Genomic DNA, 19,588 nt, shown 5'->3' on the forward strand with positions numbered 1-19,588 from the left:
GGAGCGGCCTTCCGACGGGTGTTTGGGAAAACCGGGGATTTTAACATGCTGGACGGGATGGTGCCCGCCGCGCCCTTCCGGGAAGAAGAAACCTGAGCCCCTCTCCCGCTGGCGGGAGAGGGGTTGGGGTGAGGGCCGAAAAGCGCTTGCCGCTCCTGCGATCAGCGGATGTAATCGAACAAGGTCAGGCGCGCCACCTGGGTGTACGACTGCTGCGCTGCCTGCAAACCCACCTGCTGCAGGTTGAAGCGGCTGATGGCCTCGGCATAGTCCAGGTCGCGGATCTCGGAGATGGTGGTCTCCAGCTGCAGGATCTGATCCCGGTTGAGGTTATCCTGGTTCTCCAGGGCATTGAGACGCGCACCCACGGTGGCACGGGTGTCCAGGACATGGCCCAGGGCGTTGTCCAGTTCGGACAGGCCGCAATTGATGGCGTTGTTCACCGGGGCGGTGCTGGTGCCCACGGGGGAATTCAGGGCATCAATAATTTTCTGGACGCCGGTGAAGAGGCTCTGGGGTTCGGAAGGACGGATGGTGAACGCGTCATCTCCAGCCGGAGTGCCCTTGATGTCGAAGCTGATGCCATTGAACGCAATGGATTCGCCACTTTTAAAAGGCACGTCCGTGGGCAACTCGTTCAGACCAAGGGCAATTTGATCAGCCTCCTCCAGGATCGCTTCGCCCGCAGGATCTCCAGGACCCAGGAATTCACCATCAGCGTTGAAGGCTTGAACCGAGTAGTTCTCTCCACCGTCGTCAAAAACCACTTTGTAGTAACTGACCGATTCAACGAACGGGGGGTCAGGGTCGGGTGGGGTTATCTCGACTTCAGCAGCCAAAGCGTCCTGCCAGTCTCCGCGATCCACCACGCTTCCCGCACTGATCACCCCTGACCCGGTGTTACCATCACCAGGCAGAGTGGTGAAGGTTCCATTCCCGTCCTTCAGCGCCCCGGACACACCCGCATCCCCAAACACCTGATTACCCGGATCCCCTACCGCCATCTTGCGCACGGGGCTGATGTCCACCTGCCGGGCCTTATCATCCCCCTGATACTCCACCTCACCATTCTTCATGACAAAAGGCTGGGTCTGGGACTTGTAACCCGCGAACAGGTACTCCCCGTTGGCATCGCGGGTGTTACCCAGATCGACCAGGGAGTTGAGCACCTGCTGCATTTCACCGGCGATGTAGCGCCGGGTTTCGTCGGTTTCCGTGGCGTTATTGGCTTTCACGGAGAGTTCGCGGATGCGCTGCAGGCCATCGCCCACGGAGGCCAGGGTGACCTCGGTGAGGCGCAGGCGCTGCTCGGCCAGGCCGCCGTTGCGCTGGAACTGTTTGGTTTGCTCGATACGGCTCTCGAACTGCAGGGCCTGAACACTGCCACTGGGGTCGTCCGACGGCGATAGGATGCGGCGCCCGGTGCCCAACTGGTTCTGGGTGCGAGAGATCTCGGCCTGCTGGCGCTGAATCACGTCGATGCCGTTCTGGAAAATCTGGCTGGTGGATATCCTCATGACTTAACGCCTCGCTACACCGATGAGGGTGTCAAACAGGGTGCTGGTCACGGCGATGACCTGCGCCGATGCCTGGTAGGCCTGCTGGAACTTCAGCAGGTTGGCTGCCTCCTCATCGAGATTCACCCCGGAGAGACTCTCCCGCTGGGCCTTGGCATCCGCCAGCAGCCGCGCCTGGGAATCGGCAGCCACCTGGGTCTGACGGGTCTTGGTGCCCACCTTGCCGATCAGGCCGTTGTAGGTGTCCTCAATGGAGCTCTTGCCGCCGTCCAGGTACCCGGTGGCCTGTACCTGTGCCAGAGCCAGGCCGTTGCGGTTGTCGCCGGGGCCCGGGTCCGTGTTGCGGTTAAGTTTGACATCCCCCGGGCCTGCAGGGTCATCTGAGCGCACCACAAGTTCGATGCCCTCACTCACTGCTTTCCAAACACCTGCACCCGCGGATATCTCAGTAAAATCGCCGGATGCAAAATTCACCTCGTCAGTGCCCATCGGAGGCAGTGCTGATGGATCCACCACACTTAAGGAATCGATTGCAGGTGCGGAATCGTCAGGCAACCAACCAGCTGCGGCCGCAAGCTTGTCCGGCTCGGTGATATTCACCTGCATCTGCTGCGCCGCATTACGGGTTGGGCGGATCAGGAAGCTATCACCCTCATCTGCCCCTCCTGTGGGCTCATCAATCAACATACCCGCAACGCGCACCGGATCACCACTGGTGAAATCAAGCGTTTGTGGCGAACTGCCGGGAACGGTATTCAAGACCCAATTGCCACCCTCACGGGTCATACGGTAATCCCGACTCGTCAATTCAGATAGACCCTCTGGATCGATAGTCACCTTGGGTTTCTCAGCAGTATTTCCAGAAGCCGATAAAACTTCAGGTCGAGGCACTTTAAAAAACGCCTCCCCCGGATTGCCATCCAGATCCAGTCCCGCCTGGTGCTGATTGTTGAACCCCACAGCAACGGCAACGGCGACCCTGCCCAATTCATTCTGAGCCTCGTCCAGGACTGAGCTGCGTAGCTCCAGCAGACCGCCCAGTTTGCCGCCCGAGATCAGGTTGGTCACATTGGTCTTGGTGCCCCCTTGCGCACCAAAATTCACCTCCAGAGGCGAACCCGGGGGAATACGACTTGTAGACAACGGCGTGGCCTTGTTACCCAGTACCACACCCTGTCCACGACCAATGAAGACGTTCATGGAGCCATCGTCCTGGATCGTGGTTCTCACGTCCACGAACTTGGACATTTCCAGCACCATCTGATCCCGCTTGTCCAGCAGGTCATTGGGCGGCTGACCGCGACCCTGGGCGGCCACGATCTGCTGATTCAGCTTGGCAATGGAATCGGCATAGCCATTGACCTCGTCCACCCCCGAGCCGATCTGGCCATCCACGATGGTCTGCTGATCCTTGAGCCGCTGATCCAGGAACTTGAAACGGTCCACCAGTGACTCCGCCTCCGAGATCAACACGGTGCGATTGGCACTGGAGGTGGGATCATTGGCCAGCTCCTGGGTGGCCGAGAAGAATTGCTGCAAGCCAGGGGACAAGCCCGCGGCCGGATCAGCCAGGAGGTTATCCACCCGGCTGATGAAATCTCGCTGCGTATTGTAATACTCGCTGCTGGTCGTGTTGTTGCGCAGCTGAGTCTGCACGAACTCGTCGTACATCCGCCTGACTGTGTTGACATCCACCCCCCGGCCCACATAGCCCGCCCCGGAAAACTGAGCCGGGCGCGTGCCCTGCTCCGTCCGCTGGCGACTGTAGCCCTCGGTATTGACGTTGGCGATGTTGTGGCCGGTGGTGTCCAGCGCACGCTGCGCCGCATTGAGCCCGGAGGTGGCGATACCAAAGAGTCCCGCACTCATGATGCCCTCCTGGCGGCAATCCGCAGTGTGAAGTGAATGGGGTGCATGAACATGATCGTTACCTCCTTCAGGATAGCGGCCGCTCGCCGCCAGACTTGAATCCGGCCAGGGTGTCGCTGAGCGTGCCGCGCCGCATGATGTTCAGAATCTTGTCTGCGTAGTCGGGGTCGGTGGCGTAACCTGCATCCTGCAAGCCGCGCACATACTGTTCCGGATCACCCGCAGCCTCCAGCGCATGCCGGTAGCGGGGGTTACTGCGCAGGAAATCCACATAGTCTTCAAAGCTCTCTGCCACGCTGCCATAAGAGCGGAACTGGGCCCGCTGCATCTCCGGGATGTCCTGCACGTATTCCAGGGTCTGCACCGTCACCCGATCCCCCTGCCAGCGACCATCGGCCTTGATGCCGAACAGGTTGTGGCTGCTGCGCCCGTCCCCATGCTGGATCACATGCTGCCCCCAGCCTGTTTCCAGGGCGGACTGGGCCACCAGCACCTCGGGGGCCACACCCAGTTCGGCGGCGGCCTGCTGTGCATGGGGCCAGACGTCACGGATGAACTCCTGCGGGGACCGGGGCGACCAGGAACCATCGCCGCCGGCCGGCCCTGCCTTACTCGTGCCCTGACCTGGTTTCATACCGTCAGCCTCCGGGGTATCGTGACGACCCATGGATGCAGCCGGTGCCGCCATGGCCGCCTCGATGGCGGCGCGCAGGGCGGGCACCCGATGCGTGGGCATTTGCAATTCCCGGTCGTCGTCGCGACGTGCCTCGGGGCCTGCCAACTGCCGCGCCACCTGCTCACGCAGACCGATGCCCTCCCCCCGGGCCATATCCAGAGCCACCTGCTGATCAAACATGCCCTCGAACATGCGGGTCTGATCACTGCTGAGCAGGCCTTCCGCCGGCGCGGCGGCGCGCATGCTCTTGATCATCATCTGAATGAACAGGGCCTCGAACTGCCGCGCCACCTCATCGGCCGCCTCGGGCGACTGACTCTGCACACGCCCCCGCAACTCACTCAGACCTGCGATGTCGGTGTAGTTGAAGCTATCGGCAATGTAGGCGTTCATGGCAGCGCTCCCCGTCCCGGATCAGATGATGACCAACTGGGCCCGCAGGGCACCGGATTCACGCAGGGCTTCCAGAATGGACACCAGATCTCCCGGGGCAGCCCCCACCTCGTTGACCGCGCGCACGATCTCATCCAGGGTCACGCCGGGGTCGAACAGGAACATGCGGGCATCCTCCTGAATCACCTCAATGTCGGTCTGCGGGGTGACCACGGTCTCGCCGGCAGCGAACGGCGCAGGTTGCGTCACCTGCGGTCGTTCCGTGATGGTCACGATGAGGTTGCCGTGAGACACGGCAGCCGGGCTCACGCGCACATTGCTGCCGATCACCACCGTGCCGGTACGCGAGTTGACGATCACCTTGGCTGGCGGCTCTCCGGGCTGTACCCGCAGGTTCTCCAGCATGGAGATGAAGGTGACCCGCTGGCCTGGATCCTGAGGGGCACTCACCCGCACCGAGGAGCCGTCCACCGGATGGGCCGTGCCCGGACCCATGGTGTCGTTGATGACATCGCTGAGCCGGTTGGCAGTGGTGAAGTCGTGGCGATGCAGATTGAGCGTGACGTGATTGCCCCGGGCAAAACCGGATGGCACCTCCCGCTCCACCGTGGCCCCATTGGGAATGCGGCCCACACTGGGCACATTCACGGTCACCCGGGAGCCGTCGGCCCCTTCCACACCCAGCCCACCCACGGCCAGGTTGCCCTGGGCGATGGCGTAGGTGCGGCCATCAGCACCCTTCATGGGTGTCATGAGCAGACTGCCACCGCGCAGACTGCCGGCATTGCCGATGGAAGAAACGGTCACATCAATCGTCTGACCAGGCTTGGCAAAAGGAGGCAGGTCCGCATGCACCATGACAGCGGCCACGTTGCGCAGCTGTGGATTCACATTGGGCGGGATGGTCACACCCAACTGACCCAGCATGTTCTTGAGGCTTTGCACCGTGAAGGGGGCCTGGGTGGTCTGGTCACCCGAGCCATCCAGACCCACCACCAGGCCGTAGCCGATGAGCTGGTTGCTGCGCACCCCATCCACCGAAGCCAGGTCCTTGACCCGATCAGCGGCGTCCACAGAGGCCGGCAGGATCAGGCCCAGGGACATCAACGCCAGGGCCCAGACGATCAGCAATGTGCGTATGGGTTTCATGATCGGATCTCCCCTAGAAGGGCCACACGGGGCTGTTGAAGAATCGCGTCAACCAGCCGGGATTGTTGCTGTCCGCCAGCGTGCCCCTGCCGCCATAGGCCACCTGGGCATCGGCGATCTGGTTGGAGTTCACCGTGTTGTCGGCGCGGATATCCACCGGCCGCACGATGCCCCGCAGGCGGATGTATTCCTGGCCCTGGTTGATCTGCAGCCACTTTTCCCCCTGCACCACCAGATTGCCGTTGGGCAGGACCTCGGAGACCATCACCGTGATGGAGCCATCCAACTGGTTGCTCTGGGCCGAATCGCCCTCCCCCTCAAAGCTTCGGGAACCGCTCACGGAGGCATCCAGGATCGGCACACCACCGCGGGTGACCGGGCGACCCAGCACCGTGGGGTTATTCATGTTCACATTGGAGTCCTTGCTGGTGGAGGTACTCGCGGACTTGCGAGCCTGAGTCCGCTCTGCCAGCACCACCGTGAGCACATCCCCCACCTGGCGGGCCTTGTAGTCGGCAAACAGGCCCTGGTTGGAGGCGGGCTGGAAGATGGCGCCGTTATTCTGTTCCGGTGGCAGCGGCTGGGGCGGTGTGATGGCGGTAAATTGCGCGTCATCACCGCGTTCCACCGGCGTCATGGTGGCGCAACCGCTCATCAACAAGGACAACAGGACCATGACCAGCCCCAGTCGCTGAAGACCGGGCCCACCTCTAATGCCATATTCTTTCGTGGATACCTGACTGTTCATGGCCTTGCCCCTTGATTACCGCGATACATCGACCTGGTTACAGATTCTGGTTGAGGAACTGCATCATCTGGTCGGAGGTGGAGATGGACTTGGAATTGATCTCGTAGGCCCGCTGGGTCTCGATCATGTTCACCAGTTCCTCGGCAATATTGACGTTGGAACTCTCCAGGGAGCCCTGCATGAGCCGACCCAGGCCGTCCTGGCCAGGGTTGCCCTGCTGGGGTGCACCACTGGCAGCGGTCTCCACGAACAGGTTCTGCCCCACCGGCTCCAGGCCGGCGGGATTCACGAAATCCGCCAACTGGATGTTGCCCACTTCCACCGGGGCTGCTTCCTCACCGGCCAGGGTGGCGCTGACGATGCCGTCCTGACTGATATGGATGCTCTTGGTGCCTTCGGGGATGAAAATGCCCGGCTGCAACTCATAACCATTGGACATCACCATCTGACCATCTGCATTCAGCTGGAAGCTGCCATCCCGGGTGTAGGCCACGTTGCCCTCCGGGGTGAGGATCTCGAAGAATCCCCGCCCCTGGATGGAAACATCCAGAGCGTTGTCCGTCTGGGTGTGATTGCCCTGGGTGAAGATCTTGTCGGTGGCCACGGTGCGCACCCCCACCCCGGTCATCAGTCCCGTGGGCAACTGGTTGTTCTGGGCCTCCTGGGCACCGGGTTGGCGGATGGTCTGATAGATCAGATCCTCGAAAGAGGCACGCCCCTTCTTGAAGGCCGTGGTGTTCACGTTGGCCAGGTTGTTGGACACCACATTCATGCGGGTCTGCTGAGCATCCAGGCCAGTCTTTGAAATCCAGAGTGCTTGATTCATGACGAGAGTCTCCTGGCTGGGCCTTAGGAGATGCGCAGCAGTTGTGCACTGCTACGATCCAGTTCTTCGGCGGTCTTCATGAGTTTCACCTGTGTCTCGAAATTACGAGACAACTCGATCATGTTGACCATGGCTTCCACCGTGTTCACATTGCTGCCTTCCAGCATCCCGGACTGCAGCCTCACCTGGGCATCCGCCGGCTCAATGGCACCGTCGGCGCGACGGAACAGGCCATCCTCCCCGCGCTCCAGATCCTGACCATTCGGGTTCACCAGCTTCACGCGGCCCACCTCGGCCAGGACATTGGGTTCCTGTCCCAGCGGACGCACGCTGATGGTGCCGTCGCCGCCGATGAGGATGGTCTCGGACGGTGGAATGGCGATGGGTCCGTCATCCCCCAGGACCGGCCGGCCATCTGCGGTGGTCAACAGGCCCACGGCATCCACCTGCAGATTACCGGCCCGGGTAAAGGCCTCATTGCCATCCACCCCCTGCACCGCGATCCAGCCGTCACCCTGCACCGCCACATCCAGGTCGCGACCGGTGGAGATCTGCGGCCCGTGGGCAAAATCGGCGCGCATGGATTCCAGCTGGACGTAATCCCGGCTGTCGTACACCGGGCCGCGCATAGGGTGGTTGATGAACGCCTCCAGGTTCTTCTTGAACCCGGTGGTGCTGGCATTGGCCAGGTTGTGGCTGTTCACTTCCTGGGAATGCGCCGCCTCCCGGGCACCGGTCATGGCGATGTAGAGCATGCGGTCCATGATGAGGCCTTACCCTTTCCGTTTACCGGAGGTTGATGATGGTCTGGGTGATGGTGTCGGCGGTGCTGATCACCTGGGCATTCGCCTGGAAATTCCGCTGGGCGGTGATCAGGTTGACCAGTTGTTCGGCGATATTGACGTTGGAGTTTTCGAAGGCACCGCCTTGAATCAGGCCGAAACCTGTCTCGCCAGCGCCGCCCATCAAGGCTTGACCGGATGAAGAGGTTTCCACCCAATTGGTACCGCCCACCGGCTGCAAGCCCTGCGGGTTATCGAAATTGGCGATGGCCACTTGGCCCAACGAGCGGTTGACACCGTTGGTGAATCTCGCGAAGACGGTGCCATCGGAGTCCACATCCACATCAATGAGCTGCCCAGGAGCAAACCCGTCTTGATTCAGACGACTGACGCCGAAGCGATCGCCATAGAGGGTGGTTTCGGTGAAATCAACATTGATGTTCAGCGGTTCTGCTGCCCCATTCTCCGGATCAAAACTTATTTCGAGGGGAGTACTCGCATCTAAATCCAATGTTCCTTCCGGAGTAAAAACAAGCTCACCCGCCGTTGCACCATCACCATCTATGGGCTGGTCGCCCTTGAAGGCGCGGACAGCCCACTCGCTATCACCAGTGCGCTGAAAAAACAAAGACACCGTATGCTCTCCCCCCCGGGAATCATAAACAGTCAGGGAGGTGGACTCGTTGTACGTGTCTGGTTCGCTGGGTTCAATGTCAACGGATGGATCGTTGTCAGGGTCAGGTGGGATGGTAGGTGCAGCCGCACTAAGATTCATCAAAGCCTCAATCTCGGAGGTAGCGCGCGGCTCTGCTTCTCCTGTGGTCACACGAATTTCATTCAACTCGCCACTTCGTACCCCGGGGGGATATCCCATCAAATTCTGCCCGGCGGAATTGACAATAAAGCCATCCTTATCGACCAGAAACTGCCCTGCGCGGGTGTACTCACGGACGTCGTCACGCTCGACCACGAAAAAACCGCGACCATTCAGGGCAAGGTCCAGATTGTTGTCGGTAAACTCAAGATCTCCCTGATTGAACTGCTGAGAGACAGCCGCCAGATTCACACCGCTGCCGGTGGCCAGACGCGACACCCCGGTGTATGACAAGGCAAACACGTCGGCAAATTCCGCCCGGGAGCCCTTGAAGCCGGCGGTGGATGAGTTGGAAATATTGTGCCCGGTCACCTCCAGGTCTTTGGAGGCCGCGTTGATTCCGGTGAGTCCTATGTTGAAAGACGGCATGATCTAACCCTCAAGTTGTTTGTGCTTCACTGGCCGCAGGCCCTAGCCGATGCGTCGTACCTGGGAGAAATCCATCTCCCCGAAACCTTCAATCTGCAGCTTGATGCCGCCGTTTCTCTGATCCGTTCGCACACTCTCCACACGTGCGTTCAACAGCAATTCAGGCTGCTCACTGCTGCCATCCCGCACCGCATTTGCACGAAATTCATACACACCCGGCGGTGCCCGCTCTCCCTGGTCCGTCATGCCATCCCAATGGAATGACTGCATGCCCGAGGCCTGAGCCCCCATGGGGAGGCGCCTGACCAGTGCGCCTGCAGCATCGTAGACACCCACGGTCACCTCCTCGGCGGAGGACTTGAGATCCAGGGCCCCGCGCACGCCCCCTTCAGGACCGAGGCCGGCCATATCCACAGGCACCAGCACTTCACGATCCACCAGGCTTGCCGCCTGCAGGGTCTGGGCCGATTGCACGGACTTGGCGATGCTCTCGAAAGACTTCTGCAACTCACCGATGCCATTCACCGTGCCGAACTGGGCGATCTGCCCCAGAAAGTCACCGTTTTCCATGGGTTCGAAGGGGTCCTGATTCTGCAGCTGGGTGATCATGAGCTTGAAGAACTCTTCCTGCCCCAACTCGTCACGCTTGCCCGTGTTCGCCTTACTGGAGTTTGTCGACGCCAGCCCCAGGCCCTCCAGCATGTTCAAATCAACGCTCATGGCTCATACCTCCTCAGCCCTGCCCCAACTGCAGCGTGCGCAATAGCAACTGCTTGGTGGTGTTCATCACTTCCACATTGTTCTCGTAACTGCGCGAAGCCGAGATCATGTTGGCCATCTCATCCACCATGTTCACGTTGGGCATGAATACATACCCATCCTCGTTGGCCTGAGGATGATGGGGTTCATACTTCACCCGCGCAGGCGCATCGCTCTCGACGATGTCCATCACGCGAACGGGCATGGTGGAGTTGTTGCCGGGATTGAGTTGATCCATCACCGTCTGGAACACCGGCTGCTTGGAGCGGTAGGCCCCTTCCTCGGTGGTGCTGGCCACCTGGGCATTGGCCATGTTGCTGGCAATGGTGTTGAGCCTCACGGACTGGGCGCTCAGCGCCGAGCCGGATACATCAAAGACCTTGAACATGTTGCTCATGATTCAATTCCCCCGGCCTACTCGCCGCCCCGGAAGGCGTTGCGCAGACCCGTAAACTTGTCACCCAGAAAATCCAGGCTCGCCTGGTATTGAACAGCGTTCTCGGCAAAGGCTGCCTGCTCCAGCTGCGGATCCACCGTATTGCCATCCAGGGAGGGTTGGTTGGGCACCCGGTACATGGCCTCGCCCATGCCGCCCGCACCGCCCGTTGCATCCAGGTGAGCCGCGTGGGTGCGACGCATGGACAACTGATCCGGTTGGTGCTGTTGCTTGAGCACCTGGCGGAAGTCCAGATCGCGGGCCTTGTAGTTGGGGGTGTCGGCATTGGCGATATTGGATGCAAGCAGCTCCATGCGCCTTGAACGCACCTGTAGCGCTGCATCGTGAATACCCAGGGCGTTATCAAATGAGAGCGGCATGATCTTCGACCTCAAGAAAATCTCTTGTCAGTCGAAATGCAATCCGCGTGCCATACGCGAATTTGGATTCGCTTCAGATACTTGGAGGGAGGGAAAAACCAGAAAGAGAGGGCAATCCGGCAACAACCCGCCGTTGGGAGCCGTTGCGAAGCAAGCAGAGTCGAAAGTTTGACGCTACGGGGAGATCACTTCTTCAGGCGATACACCACACCGGGGTTGCAACGCACCATCTCGAAGGCATCGGAATAATTGGCCATGGACTCCGAGGCCCCCAGAAACAGGTAGCCACCCGGATTGAGGATCTGGGAGATGCGCTTGAGGATGGTCCGCTTGGACTCCAGAGAGAAGTAGATCAGCACGTTACGACAGAAGACGATATCAAACCGACCCATGGTGCTGTAGTTGTCCAGGAGATTGAACTCCCGGTAGCTGACGCGGGCCTTGATGTCCGGCTTCACCTCCCAGCGATCGCCTTTTTGAATGAAGAACCGATTACGACGATCAAGCGACAGCCCCCGGGCCACGGCCAGGGAGTCGTAGCTGGCCTCCTTGGCCTCGCGCAGCACAGCACCGGAGATGTCCGTACCCAGGATCTGCACGTCCCGAAGACTACCGGGCCGCGACTGCAGGTACTCGCTGGTGGCCATGCTGATGGAATAGGGCTCCTGGCCGGAGGAACAGGCGGCGCACCAGATGCGCACCGTGGAGCCCGGGGATTTCTTGGCCAGTTCCGGGTAGATCTGATTCTTCAGGATCTCGAAGGGGAAGACATCACGAAACCAGTAGGTTTCGTTGGTCGTCATGGCCTCGATCACCCGCTCGCGCAAGCCTGAGCGGCCCCCGCGTTTGAGGAGCTTGAGCAATTCACTGACCGAGGAGACCGAGAACTCCTTCATCAGCCGGGACAACCGGCTGGTTACCAGATAATGCTTGTTGTCTCCCAGTACAAGTCCGCAGGACCGCTCAAGAAAGATCTTGAAGTCCTCGTAATCCTGGGGTTCGATCGGGCCTGATGACAAGATTCTGGTGCTTCCCGGTTAATGGATTTTGCCTGCCTCCGGCCATGAACCGGAACGCGCATTATACCCGCAAAACAAGCCCACAGGCGGCAACGGGTTGCCGCCTGTGGCATTCCCCTGCCCTGCCCCCCGTTATTGACCGACCTCTTCGGGCTGCAGGTGGCTGAGCACCGCCTCGGCCAGTTCGTCCGGGCTGAACTTGGGCAGAAATCGATTGGCCCCCGCCTGACGCACCATGGCCTCGTTGAAGGTACCACTCAGGGAAGAATGTAACAGGACGTACAGTCCCGACAACTCCGGCAGCTGACGGATCTCCGAAGATAAGGTGTACCCGTCCATGACGGGCATCTCGATATCCGAGATCACCATGCCGATCTGCTCATCGATGGGGCCCTCCCGTGCCATGTCCTTGAGCTTGTTGAGGGCCTGCTGACCGTCATTGGCCACAATGGCCTCGACACCGATCTGGGTAAGGGCGCGCACGATCTGCTTGCGGGCTACCGAAGAATCGTCGGCCACCAGGGCACGGCGCACCCGCCCACCCTCGCGGATGTTACGGGACAGGGCTTCGTCCACATCCCTGGAAGGACCAGTGACCATCTCCAGGACCTTTTCCACGTCGATGATTTCCACCAGGCGGTCTTCCACCTGGGTGACAGCCGTCAAAAAGCTGTCCTTGTGCGTGCCCCGCGGCGGCGGCCGGATCTGATCCCAGTTGAGATTGATGATGCGATCCACCGAGGCCACCAGCAGGCCCTGTACCGAGCGGTTGAACTCGGTGAGGATGACAAAGGCCTTCTGCTCGTGTTCCGGCGCTGCCATGCCGATGGCGTTGGCCAGGTCCACCACCGAGACGGTCTGCCCTCGCAGGGTGGCCACGCCGCGCACCACCGAATGGGCGCTGGGCATGCGATTGAGGGGTGGGCAGGCGATCACCTCACGCACCTTGAAGACGTTGATGGCAAACATCTGTCGCGTACCCAGGGAGAACAGCAACAACTCAAGGCGGTTCTGCCCCACCATCTGGGTACGCCGATTGACACCATCCATCAAGTCGCTCATGGGCCCCTCCTGCGGAACACCCGGGGATAAACATGGCCAGTCGACCGGGTTATCGGCGGTCTGGGGCAATCCTTGATACCTGATCTGGCACCGGGATTGCATCCTCTTGACACCAATAGCCCCCGGCGCCGGAATCCCGGCAACGATTGCGCGGATCACGATTATGAACCAACTCATACATATCTGTCTCATACCCCGGGCTCATGGCCCCCGCTCCGTTCATGGACGCCGTGGGTGGAGAGGGTCAGTCCTGTCGTGCCTGGCCCTGTGCGCACTGGCACTGCCGCCCACAGCCCTGAGCTCGGAGGTTGAACCGCACGGCAACATTCTCAAGGCAGCCCGGGAGTTTCTCACCGAGCAGGCACGACAGCATCATGGCGACGCCCTTGAGGTGCGCGTAGTCCCGGGACGACTTGACCCGCGACTCCGGCTGCGGGCCTGCGGCGCCCCTCTGGAAGCCCAACTTCCGCGCGGGGGGCGCATGGTGGGCAACACCACCGTGGGCGTGCGCTGCCCCGGCCCCGCGCCCTGGAGCCTGTATGTACCGATGCAGATCAACCTGCGTGGCGAGGTCGTGGTTCTTGACCGTTCCCTGCCCCGCGGCACTGTACTATCCTCCAATGATATAAGACTGGAGCATCGGGAACTCAACAGCCTGCACAGCGGCTACCTGGTGGACCCGGAGGGTGCCCAGAACATGGTGCTACGACGCGCCCTGAGCGGTGGTACGGTGCTTACACCCCACATGGTGGAGCCGCAACGCCTTGTGCATCGGGGTGAGCGCGTCACCCTGATCTCGGAAAATTCGGTGGTCTCTGTACGCATGGCCGGTGAGGCCATGGCAGACGGCTCCTACGGAGACCGGGTGCGAGTCCGCAACCTGTCATCCAAGCGCATCGTCGAGGGCCGGGTACTTTCTGCCGGGGTGGTGGGTGTTAATATGTGACACCCGACACATAATACGGGTTAAAGAATTCCCAGGATGAGCCGATAAAAGGACCATGAGAGGCGATGTCTGTATGTGCGAGGAATGGATATGTCCATCGAAATCAAGAATCTAAGCCAGCCGCAGGCGCGTGGTGCCGGTGACAGCCGCGGCACGTCCGAAAGTGCCCGTGGCGGCAAGGGGAGCGGTCAAGCTCCGAGCCCGGCCGATAACACGGCCGACAAGATCACCCTCACCGGGGCCGCAAAACGCCTCAGTGACCTGGAGCAGACTGCGGCTTCCCAGCCGCAGGTGGATGAGCAGCGCGTGGCTGAGCTGCGCCAGGCCATCCAGGATGGAAGCTACCAGGTGAATGCGCAGGCCGTGGCAGAAGGGCTCATGAAGTCGGAAACCCTGTTCTGATCCCATGAACCACACCCCCTTCCCCGAGCACCTGGACCAGATACTCAGTCAGTCCGTGCGTGAGGCCACCAGCCTGGAATCGGCCTTGCAGCGCGAGGGCGCGGCCCTGGCGTCTCGCGACCTGGACGAACTGAATGCGGCCGTGGCTGACAAACAAAGCCGCGTACAGGCACTGGAAGCGCTGACGCGTCAACAAACTGAACTGCTGCAGCGGGAAGGCTATGAAACCAATGCCCACGGCATGGACTGTGTGCTGCGCGACTGGGACGAAGAGGGCGTGCTACGCCCCGTCTGGGATCGCCTGGTGGAAGTCATGTCCCATTGCCATCGCCTGAATCAAGTGAATGGCGGTGTGGTGGAAACCAGCCGACGCCGTGTGGACCAGGCACTGCACATCCTGCGCGGTGAAGAATCCCGCACCGAACTCTACGACACCCGCGGTCGCGCCTTCTCGGCAAGCTCATCCCGCCCGATCACCAAAGCCTGACCTCGCGCATCACTCGGCGGCGATTCCCGACCGCCATGTATCCCACACTGTGCTAACCTTATATTGACGGGTTTAGTCAGACCCGAAGGCACACCTACCCGCGTGGGAGGAACAAGCGCCATGGCACAGATGCAGACACTGGCCCGTGAAGCACCGGCCGGAGAAGTGGGGCAGCCGATGATGACCGCCGACGATATCCTGGCACAATTGAGGGATCTGGAAGCGCGCCATGCGCCGCTCAGTGTGCGACTGGGCAATGAACAGGACTTCTTCAACAGCCGATTGCTGCGCATGGACCCTTCCCACGGATGGTTGTTCCTGGAGGAACTCAAGCCCTACCAGGGGCACCTGCGGGTCGCACCTGGACAGCCCATGCATGTATACGCCGTCTTCGGTGACATGGGCGCCCATTTCTGCACCGAGGTGCTGCACACCGGCGAGCATGATGGCGTGGCCTTCTACGTTCTGGGGCTTCCGGAGGAAATGGACTCGGAACAAAAACGCACCCACTTCCGAACCCCCGTGGAACATTCCCTGGGCACCAAGGTGACGCTCACCAATCGTGACGGGCGCCAGTTCAGCGGTCGACTGGTGGACGTGTCCCTGGGTGGACTGAGCGCCCATTTCGACCTGGACACCCCCATCAACGCCCGGGAACTACTTGACGTCAAGGGCCTGCAACTCCCCGGCATCCCCCCCATAGATTGCGGGCTTCAGGTACGGTTCGCCAGGGACGAGAAGGACAAGGGACGGAGACTGGTGGGGGGGCGATTCTTCGACCTGACCCCGGAGGACGAGCGCCACCTGCTGCGAACCCTGCTGGTACTGGAGCGGGAGGAAACGCACCATCATCGCAGGCATGACGACTGAAAACCTCTGCGGATCTCAGACGTCCGTGAGATCCGCCTTGCGGGCCTTCAGGAACGATTCCACAACCCGCATGAAAAGCGCCATATCCAGGGGCTTGGTGAGGTACTGATCAAACCCGGCCTCGCGGCCTCGCTCCATATCCCTTTCGGTGGCGTTGGCGGTCAGGGCGATCAGCGGAATATCAGTGGTCTCCGGCTCCTGCCGCAGCCGCTGCAGCACATCATAGCCATTCATCCCCGGCATATTGATATCCAGGATGATCAGATCCGGCCGGTGGGCCCTGGCCAATTCCAGACCCAGACCACCCGAAGGGGCATTGAGCACCTGCACCCCCACCCGCTGTCGCAGCACATGCTCCACCAATCGCAGATTGGCAGGGTTATCGTCCACGTGCAGCACCGTGAAGTGACGATCCTGACCGGTGGCAGCGACGGGGGCTGACGAGTGCAACGGGTCGACCTCATCCCCGCTCTCCTGAGCCGCAGGCTCACCGGCCTTGAGCTCGAACCAGAAGCAACTGCCCTGCTCCTGCCCCGTCATGCCGATCATCCCGCCCATCAGTTCCACCAAACGCCGACTGATGGCCAGGCCGATTCCGGTGCCTTCAATGGACTCGTTGCCGTCCTCATGCAGCCGGGCAAAGGGTTGAAACAGGGCGTCACGAAGGGACTCGGGTACGCCGCGACCCGTGTCACGCACGCGCACGCGCACGTCTTCGGCACGTGCCTGGGCATCCAGCCACACCTCGCCGTGGGGGCGGTTGTACTTGATGGCATTGGATATCAGATTGATCAGCACCTGCTTGAGCCGGGTGCGATCGGCCATCAGGATCTGATCCACCTGACCCACGTGGATGGTGATGCCCTTGTCCCGAGCCAGTGGCCTCAACAATGTCAGACAATCACGGACTACATCCCCCAGCAGCACGGGCTCGATGGACATCTCGATCCGACCGGACTCGACCCGAGCCAGATCCAGCACCTCATTGATCAGATCCAGCAGATGACGCCCACCGCGCAGGATCTCCCTCACGCTTTCCTGTTGCCCCTCGTCCAGTGACGGGTCGGCCTCGAGCAACTGGGAAAACCCCAGCACCGCGTTCATGGGCGTACGCAGTTCATGACTCATGCGCGACAGAAAATCCGATTTAGCCTGGTTGGCCCGATCCGCCTGCTCCTTGGCCTCCTGCCAGCGACTCATGGCCAGGTGACGACCCTCTTCGGCACTCAGGGCCGCCGCCAGGATCCCGAGGATTCGCTCGTCCTCATCCGTGGGCTGCATGTGGCTGGTGGAGACCACGCAGAGACTACCGACCACCTGATCCTGACAGCGGACCGCATGGCCCATGTAGGACTTGATCCCGTAGCGTTTCACATAGGGGTCCTGCTCGGCATAGGGCGTCTGCGTCAGATCCCCGGTCACATACGCCTTCCCCAGAGTGCCGTTGATCACGTCATGGCAAACATGCCCTTCAGGTGCATCACTCAGGGGCATGTCCTCGGGGGTTCGCCAACGCCCCAGGGCAAAGAGTCGACCCTCTTTCAACCGGTTGTACAGCGCGGCTTCACTCTCCAGCAGTTCGCCGCAAACCTGGGTGATTTGCGTGACGTTCTCCTGATAGTCAGGCCCCAGGCTGGCCAGGCATTCATTCAAGCGAATCAGTCGACGCTCCATGCGCTTGCGCCGACACACGTCCCTGACGATGCCCACCGCGTACCAGCCATCCGTCATCCGCAGCGAAGAGAGGGACAATTCACCGGCCAAACGACTGCCGTCACGACGCTGGGCAGAGACTTCCACGATCCGATCGACAGCGTCCCCGGTCCCCGTCTGCGCGAAGCGACGCATGGCCCGGTTCACTTCAGGACCCGGGCCTCCCGGCATGACCATCTGGTGCAGATCACGCCCCACAGCTTCATCCCTGCGATACCCGAACAAGCGCTCGGCGGATTTATTCCAGAAGACCACCTGGCCGCGAGGATCCATCATGACGATGGCATCCTGGGCCACATCGGTGATGGCCTTGAGCATCACCTGACTCTTCTTCAGTTCGCCGGAGCGTTCCTTGACCTGCTGCTCCACAGACAAATGCCGAACCCGTAACAGCATGACCAGCATGGTTGCCAGCACGGTAAAAAGCATCCCCAGCCCACCCACTCCCCAGGCCCGGTCGCCGGCAAGGCTCTGGCTCTGACTCAAAGGGGGAAGCACCAGAGGACCCGACACCGGCGCCTGTGCCCCATGCATGGCCTGGGAGTTCAGGGCCGCCAGGCGTACAAATTCCGTCTGCTGCTCGCGCTGATCCAGTTGCTGAGCCACGCTCACCCCCAGTCCGGTCAGCAATAAACCGCTGACCAGCACAAAAGCAGCCTCCAGATAAGGGGCTGCCGGTCGAACGACCCCGGCTCGGCCACGCCGTGTGACGATGGCCACCCCCAAGCCAAAGACCACTAACAAGCCCAGTCCCGCCAGAAGGGCGGGGCGGCTGCCACGGTGGATCTCTGACCACCACAGGGTGTCCGGAGCGTCCAGCCCCACCACCATCAGCAACTGCCCCGTTTGCGGATGCACCACAGGCGCCAGGCTGGATACGAACTCGCCGTATTCGTCAGCATAGGGCTGCGTGGTCGTGGCCTGCAGAGACTGAAGAACCCAGCCCAACTCATCAGGCGGCGACTCATAGCGAGTGCCCGGCGGGCTGGCCAATGGGTCGTCCGCGTGAAGGCTCTCCGGACCGAAGAACCACTCGCCATTGCGTGGCGCAACCGTCCAGAGCTCGCCACCCCCATGGCGCTCGGCCAGTGCCCGCAATTGCACCCGCATGCTCTCGAAAATCGGCGTGCCCAAGTCGTCGGCGGAGAACGTGAGGCTGTCCACCCGTCGCCAGTGCAGCGCATTGGCCACTTCGACAACCTGGATCAATAATCGGTCGCGTTGATTGGATTCCACCAGGCTCGCCTGCCAGGCCGACATGGCGAGGGCCACGACCAGCAGGATGATGCCCATGAAGACCACCAGCAAGCCTGGCCGAATCACATGAGCGGGATCTGAATCCTTGACGGTCGTTCCCGAAATCAGATGAGGCGAGGAATCAGAGCGGGCCATGCTAGTACAGCCCGAAGCGGACCAACGGACTCAACACATCCGTCGCGCGGGGGTACGCAAGGCAATCAAGGGGGAGGTTGGAAGTGAGCCCGGCATCAAGGCGCTCATCACGAGCAAGGGGGCGATGCGGGGGCGTAGCAGCGGGCATATCAGAAACACAAAAAGGAAGAGGGGGCCGGTGAACCTGTACGTGGGACTGGCCTCTGCAAGTCACCATCCCACGCCGAAGGATACACCAAACCCCCTCTACCTGCACCGTTACCTCAAAGAGGTGACGGTAAAGACCTTAGTAGAAAGGTCTCCACAGGAACACCAGGAAGTGGGCAGCAGCCGCCAGCACCATGAACACGGTGAAGGTGGTCTTGAACTGCTCGTGGAATTCCTTGGCTTGTTCTTCGGTCAGACCGGAGATGCTGTCATTCATTGGGAAAGCCCTCTAACGTGTAATCAAGAAGTCGGTCGGATTCAGGAGAATCCAGACTTACTCGGAAACTTCCGCAGACGCATCATAGGTCAGCGGGTTGTAGTTGTCATTGGAGTACACGAAAGCGTGCACAGCCAGAGCAACAACCAGAACCGTGATCAGAATGGGCATCAACCAGGTGCCGGGGTTAACCACCAGCCACAGCTTCCAGTCGTCTCTGGGGTTGCTTGGCTTGCTCGGTCTGTATTCGCTCATAGATAAAGCCCTCTTGGTTTAAGACCAGGCCCCTGTGGAGGCCAGGATGTTTTCAACCGCCACATGTCAGACATGTGGCCAAGGTTGACACTTGAATCAGATACGGACCCCGACAGGAAAGGCCGGGACACTCCCTGAACAGTCTTTTTTTGCTTATTGCCTGGCAGGGTGTTTCTGATCCAAAAACCCCTGCTTTGGTCTGGTTGTAAGTCTACGTTGACAGGATTAAATGTCAAGCTG

General features: G+C 60.8%; 20 protein-coding genes. 4 read left to right on the top strand and 16 right to left on the bottom strand.

The features are described 5' to 3' along the window. Positions 1-161: 161 nt before the first annotated feature. The 13 genes from flgL to ECTHA_RS0103360 all read right to left on the bottom strand — a co-directional run bounded on the left by flgL (position 162) and on the right by ECTHA_RS0103360 (position 12,859). Positions 162-1,517, bottom strand: coding sequence for a flagellar hook-associated protein FlgL (gene flgL, locus ECTHA_RS0103300; RefSeq protein WP_025282056.1), 1,356 nt, complete (start codon positions 1,515-1,517; stop codon positions 162-164). Positions 1,518-1,520: 3 nt separating this feature from the next. Further along, positions 1,521-3,386 (bottom strand): flagellar hook-associated protein FlgK, encoded by a 1,866-nt coding sequence (gene flgK, locus ECTHA_RS0103305; RefSeq protein WP_025282057.1) that lies wholly within the window; start codon positions 3,384-3,386, stop codon positions 1,521-1,523. 67 nt (positions 3,387-3,453) lie between these two features. Beyond that, a complete protein-coding gene (gene flgJ, locus ECTHA_RS0103310; protein WP_025282058.1) occupies positions 3,454-4,455 on the bottom strand; it encodes a flagellar assembly peptidoglycan hydrolase FlgJ in 1,002 nt (333 codons plus the stop codon). A gap of 21 nt (positions 4,456-4,476) precedes the next feature. Continuing rightward, positions 4,477-5,559 (bottom strand): flagellar basal body P-ring protein FlgI, encoded by a 1,083-nt coding sequence (locus tag ECTHA_RS0103315; protein WP_128572024.1) that lies wholly within the window; start codon positions 5,557-5,559, stop codon positions 4,477-4,479. Positions 5,560-5,617: 58 nt separating this feature from the next. Further along, the gene (gene flgH / locus ECTHA_RS0103320) at positions 5,618-6,280 is read right to left on the bottom strand and encodes a flagellar basal body L-ring protein FlgH (protein ID WP_051582592.1); all 663 of its coding nucleotides are present in this window, start codon (positions 6,278-6,280) and stop codon (positions 5,618-5,620) included. Positions 6,281-6,389: 109 nt separating this feature from the next. After that, a complete protein-coding gene (gene flgG, locus ECTHA_RS0103325) occupies positions 6,390-7,178 on the bottom strand; it encodes a flagellar basal-body rod protein FlgG (RefSeq protein ID WP_025282061.1) in 789 nt (262 codons plus the stop codon). 23 nt (positions 7,179-7,201) lie between these two features. Further along, a complete protein-coding gene (locus tag ECTHA_RS0103330; protein WP_025282062.1) occupies positions 7,202-7,942 on the bottom strand; it encodes a flagellar basal body rod protein FlgF in 741 nt (246 codons plus the stop codon). A gap of 22 nt (positions 7,943-7,964) precedes the next feature. Beyond that, a complete protein-coding gene (gene flgE / locus ECTHA_RS0103335; protein ID WP_025282063.1) occupies positions 7,965-9,203 on the bottom strand; it encodes a flagellar hook protein FlgE in 1,239 nt (412 codons plus the stop codon). Positions 9,204-9,245: 42 nt separating this feature from the next. After that, on the bottom strand, positions 9,246-9,923 hold the full coding sequence (locus ECTHA_RS0103340) for a flagellar hook assembly protein FlgD (RefSeq protein WP_025282064.1): 678 nt from the start codon (positions 9,921-9,923) through the stop codon (positions 9,246-9,248). Between the two features lie 13 nt (positions 9,924-9,936). Continuing rightward, a complete protein-coding gene (gene flgC, locus ECTHA_RS0103345; RefSeq protein WP_025282065.1) occupies positions 9,937-10,359 on the bottom strand; it encodes a flagellar basal body rod protein FlgC in 423 nt (140 codons plus the stop codon). A gap of 17 nt (positions 10,360-10,376) precedes the next feature. Further along, the gene (flgB, locus tag ECTHA_RS0103350) at positions 10,377-10,778 is read right to left on the bottom strand and encodes a flagellar basal body rod protein FlgB (RefSeq protein WP_029762530.1); all 402 of its coding nucleotides are present in this window, start codon (positions 10,776-10,778) and stop codon (positions 10,377-10,379) included. Between the two features lie 185 nt (positions 10,779-10,963). Beyond that, complete coding sequence (locus ECTHA_RS0103355; protein ID WP_275260075.1) at positions 10,964-11,800, bottom strand: CheR family methyltransferase; 837 nt, start codon at positions 11,798-11,800, stop codon at positions 10,964-10,966. Positions 11,801-11,929: 129 nt separating this feature from the next. Further along, on the bottom strand, positions 11,930-12,859 hold the full coding sequence (locus ECTHA_RS0103360) for a chemotaxis protein (protein ID WP_025282068.1): 930 nt from the start codon (positions 12,857-12,859) through the stop codon (positions 11,930-11,932). A gap of 163 nt (positions 12,860-13,022) precedes the next feature. Between ECTHA_RS0103360 and flgA the strand changes: the two genes are divergently transcribed. From flgA to ECTHA_RS16940, 4 genes are all read left to right on the top strand, one after another. After that, positions 13,023-13,805, top strand: a complete 783-nt coding sequence (gene flgA / locus ECTHA_RS0103365; protein ID WP_025282069.1) for a flagellar basal body P-ring formation chaperone FlgA — start codon at positions 13,023-13,025, stop codon at positions 13,803-13,805. 90 nt (positions 13,806-13,895) lie between these two features. After that, positions 13,896-14,207 carry a flagellar biosynthesis anti-sigma factor FlgM gene (flgM, locus tag ECTHA_RS0103370; RefSeq protein WP_025282070.1) on the top strand — a complete coding sequence of 104 codons (312 nt, stop codon included), beginning with the start codon at positions 13,896-13,898 and terminating at the stop codon, positions 14,205-14,207. A 4-nt stretch (positions 14,208-14,211) separates the two neighbouring features. After that, positions 14,212-14,694 carry a flagella synthesis protein FlgN gene (locus ECTHA_RS0103375; protein ID WP_025282071.1) on the top strand — a complete coding sequence of 161 codons (483 nt, stop codon included), beginning with the start codon at positions 14,212-14,214 and terminating at the stop codon, positions 14,692-14,694. A 120-nt stretch (positions 14,695-14,814) separates the two neighbouring features. Next, complete coding sequence (locus ECTHA_RS16940) at positions 14,815-15,564, top strand: flagellar brake protein (protein WP_025282072.1); 750 nt, start codon at positions 14,815-14,817, stop codon at positions 15,562-15,564. 15 nt (positions 15,565-15,579) lie between these two features. Here ECTHA_RS16940 and ECTHA_RS18865 read toward each other — a convergent pair whose 3' ends face one another. From ECTHA_RS18865 to pufA, 3 genes are all read right to left on the bottom strand, one after another. Then, positions 15,580-18,570 (bottom strand): hybrid sensor histidine kinase/response regulator, encoded by a 2,991-nt coding sequence (locus ECTHA_RS18865; RefSeq protein ID WP_218915902.1) that lies wholly within the window; start codon positions 18,568-18,570, stop codon positions 15,580-15,582. Positions 18,571-18,955: 385 nt separating this feature from the next. Beyond that, positions 18,956-19,093 (bottom strand): light-harvesting antenna LH1, beta subunit, encoded by a 138-nt coding sequence (gene pufB, locus ECTHA_RS0103390; RefSeq protein WP_025282074.1) that lies wholly within the window; start codon positions 19,091-19,093, stop codon positions 18,956-18,958. Between the two features lie 57 nt (positions 19,094-19,150). Continuing rightward, positions 19,151-19,348, bottom strand: coding sequence for a light-harvesting antenna LH1, alpha subunit (gene pufA, locus ECTHA_RS16950; RefSeq protein ID WP_025282075.1), 198 nt, complete (start codon positions 19,346-19,348; stop codon positions 19,151-19,153). Positions 19,349-19,588 lie beyond the last annotated feature (240 nt).

This window comes from Ectothiorhodospira haloalkaliphila ATCC 51935 (assembly GCF_000633935.1).
GTDB classification, from domain to species: domain Bacteria; phylum Pseudomonadota; class Gammaproteobacteria; order Ectothiorhodospirales; family Ectothiorhodospiraceae; genus Ectothiorhodospira; species Ectothiorhodospira haloalkaliphila.

Coding starts and splice junctions, on each gene's coding strand:
- flgL (WP_025282056.1), bottom strand. CDS start 1,517: ATGAGGATATCCACCAGCCAGATTTTCCAGAACGGCATCGACGTGATT.
- flgK (WP_025282057.1), bottom strand. CDS start 3,386: ATGAGTGCGGGACTCTTTGGTATCGCCACCTCCGGGCTCAATGCGGCG.
- flgJ (WP_025282058.1), bottom strand. CDS start 4,455: ATGAACGCCTACATTGCCGATAGCTTCAACTACACCGACATCGCAGGT.
- ECTHA_RS0103315 (WP_128572024.1), bottom strand. CDS start 5,559: ATGTCCCTGGGCCTGATCCTGCCGGCCTCTGTGGACGCCGCTGATCGG.
- flgH (WP_051582592.1), bottom strand. CDS start 6,280: ATGGTCCTGTTGTCCTTGTTGATGAGCGGTTGCGCCACCATGACGCCG.
- flgG (WP_025282061.1), bottom strand. CDS start 7,178: ATGAATCAAGCACTCTGGATTTCAAAGACTGGCCTGGATGCTCAGCAG.
- ECTHA_RS0103330 (WP_025282062.1), bottom strand. CDS start 7,942: ATGGACCGCATGCTCTACATCGCCATGACCGGTGCCCGGGAGGCGGCG.
- flgE (WP_025282063.1), bottom strand. CDS start 9,203: ATGCCGTCTTTCAACATAGGACTCACCGGAATCAACGCGGCCTCCAAA.
- ECTHA_RS0103340 (WP_025282064.1), bottom strand. CDS start 9,923: ATGAGCGTTGATTTGAACATGCTGGAGGGCCTGGGGCTGGCGTCGACA.
- flgC (WP_025282065.1), bottom strand. CDS start 10,359: ATGAGCAACATGTTCAAGGTCTTTGATGTATCCGGCTCGGCGCTGAGC.
- flgB (WP_029762530.1), bottom strand. CDS start 10,778: ATGCCGCTCTCATTTGATAACGCCCTGGGTATTCACGATGCAGCGCTA.
- ECTHA_RS0103360 (WP_025282068.1), bottom strand. CDS start 12,859: ATGAGCGACTTGATGGATGGTGTCAATCGGCGTACCCAGATGGTGGGG.
- flgA (WP_025282069.1), top strand. CDS start 13,023: ATGAACCAACTCATACATATCTGTCTCATACCCCGGGCTCATGGCCCC.
- flgM (WP_025282070.1), top strand. CDS start 13,896: ATGTCCATCGAAATCAAGAATCTAAGCCAGCCGCAGGCGCGTGGTGCC.
- ECTHA_RS0103375 (WP_025282071.1), top strand. CDS start 14,212: ATGAACCACACCCCCTTCCCCGAGCACCTGGACCAGATACTCAGTCAG.
- ECTHA_RS16940 (WP_025282072.1), top strand. CDS start 14,815: ATGGCACAGATGCAGACACTGGCCCGTGAAGCACCGGCCGGAGAAGTG.
- ECTHA_RS18865 (WP_218915902.1), bottom strand. CDS start 18,570: ATGGGCATCATCCTGCTGGTCGTGGCCCTCGCCATGTCGGCCTGGCAG.
- pufB (WP_025282074.1), bottom strand. CDS start 19,093: ATGAATGACAGCATCTCCGGTCTGACCGAAGAACAAGCCAAGGAATTC.
- pufA (WP_025282075.1), bottom strand. CDS start 19,348: ATGAGCGAATACAGACCGAGCAAGCCAAGCAACCCCAGAGACGACTGG.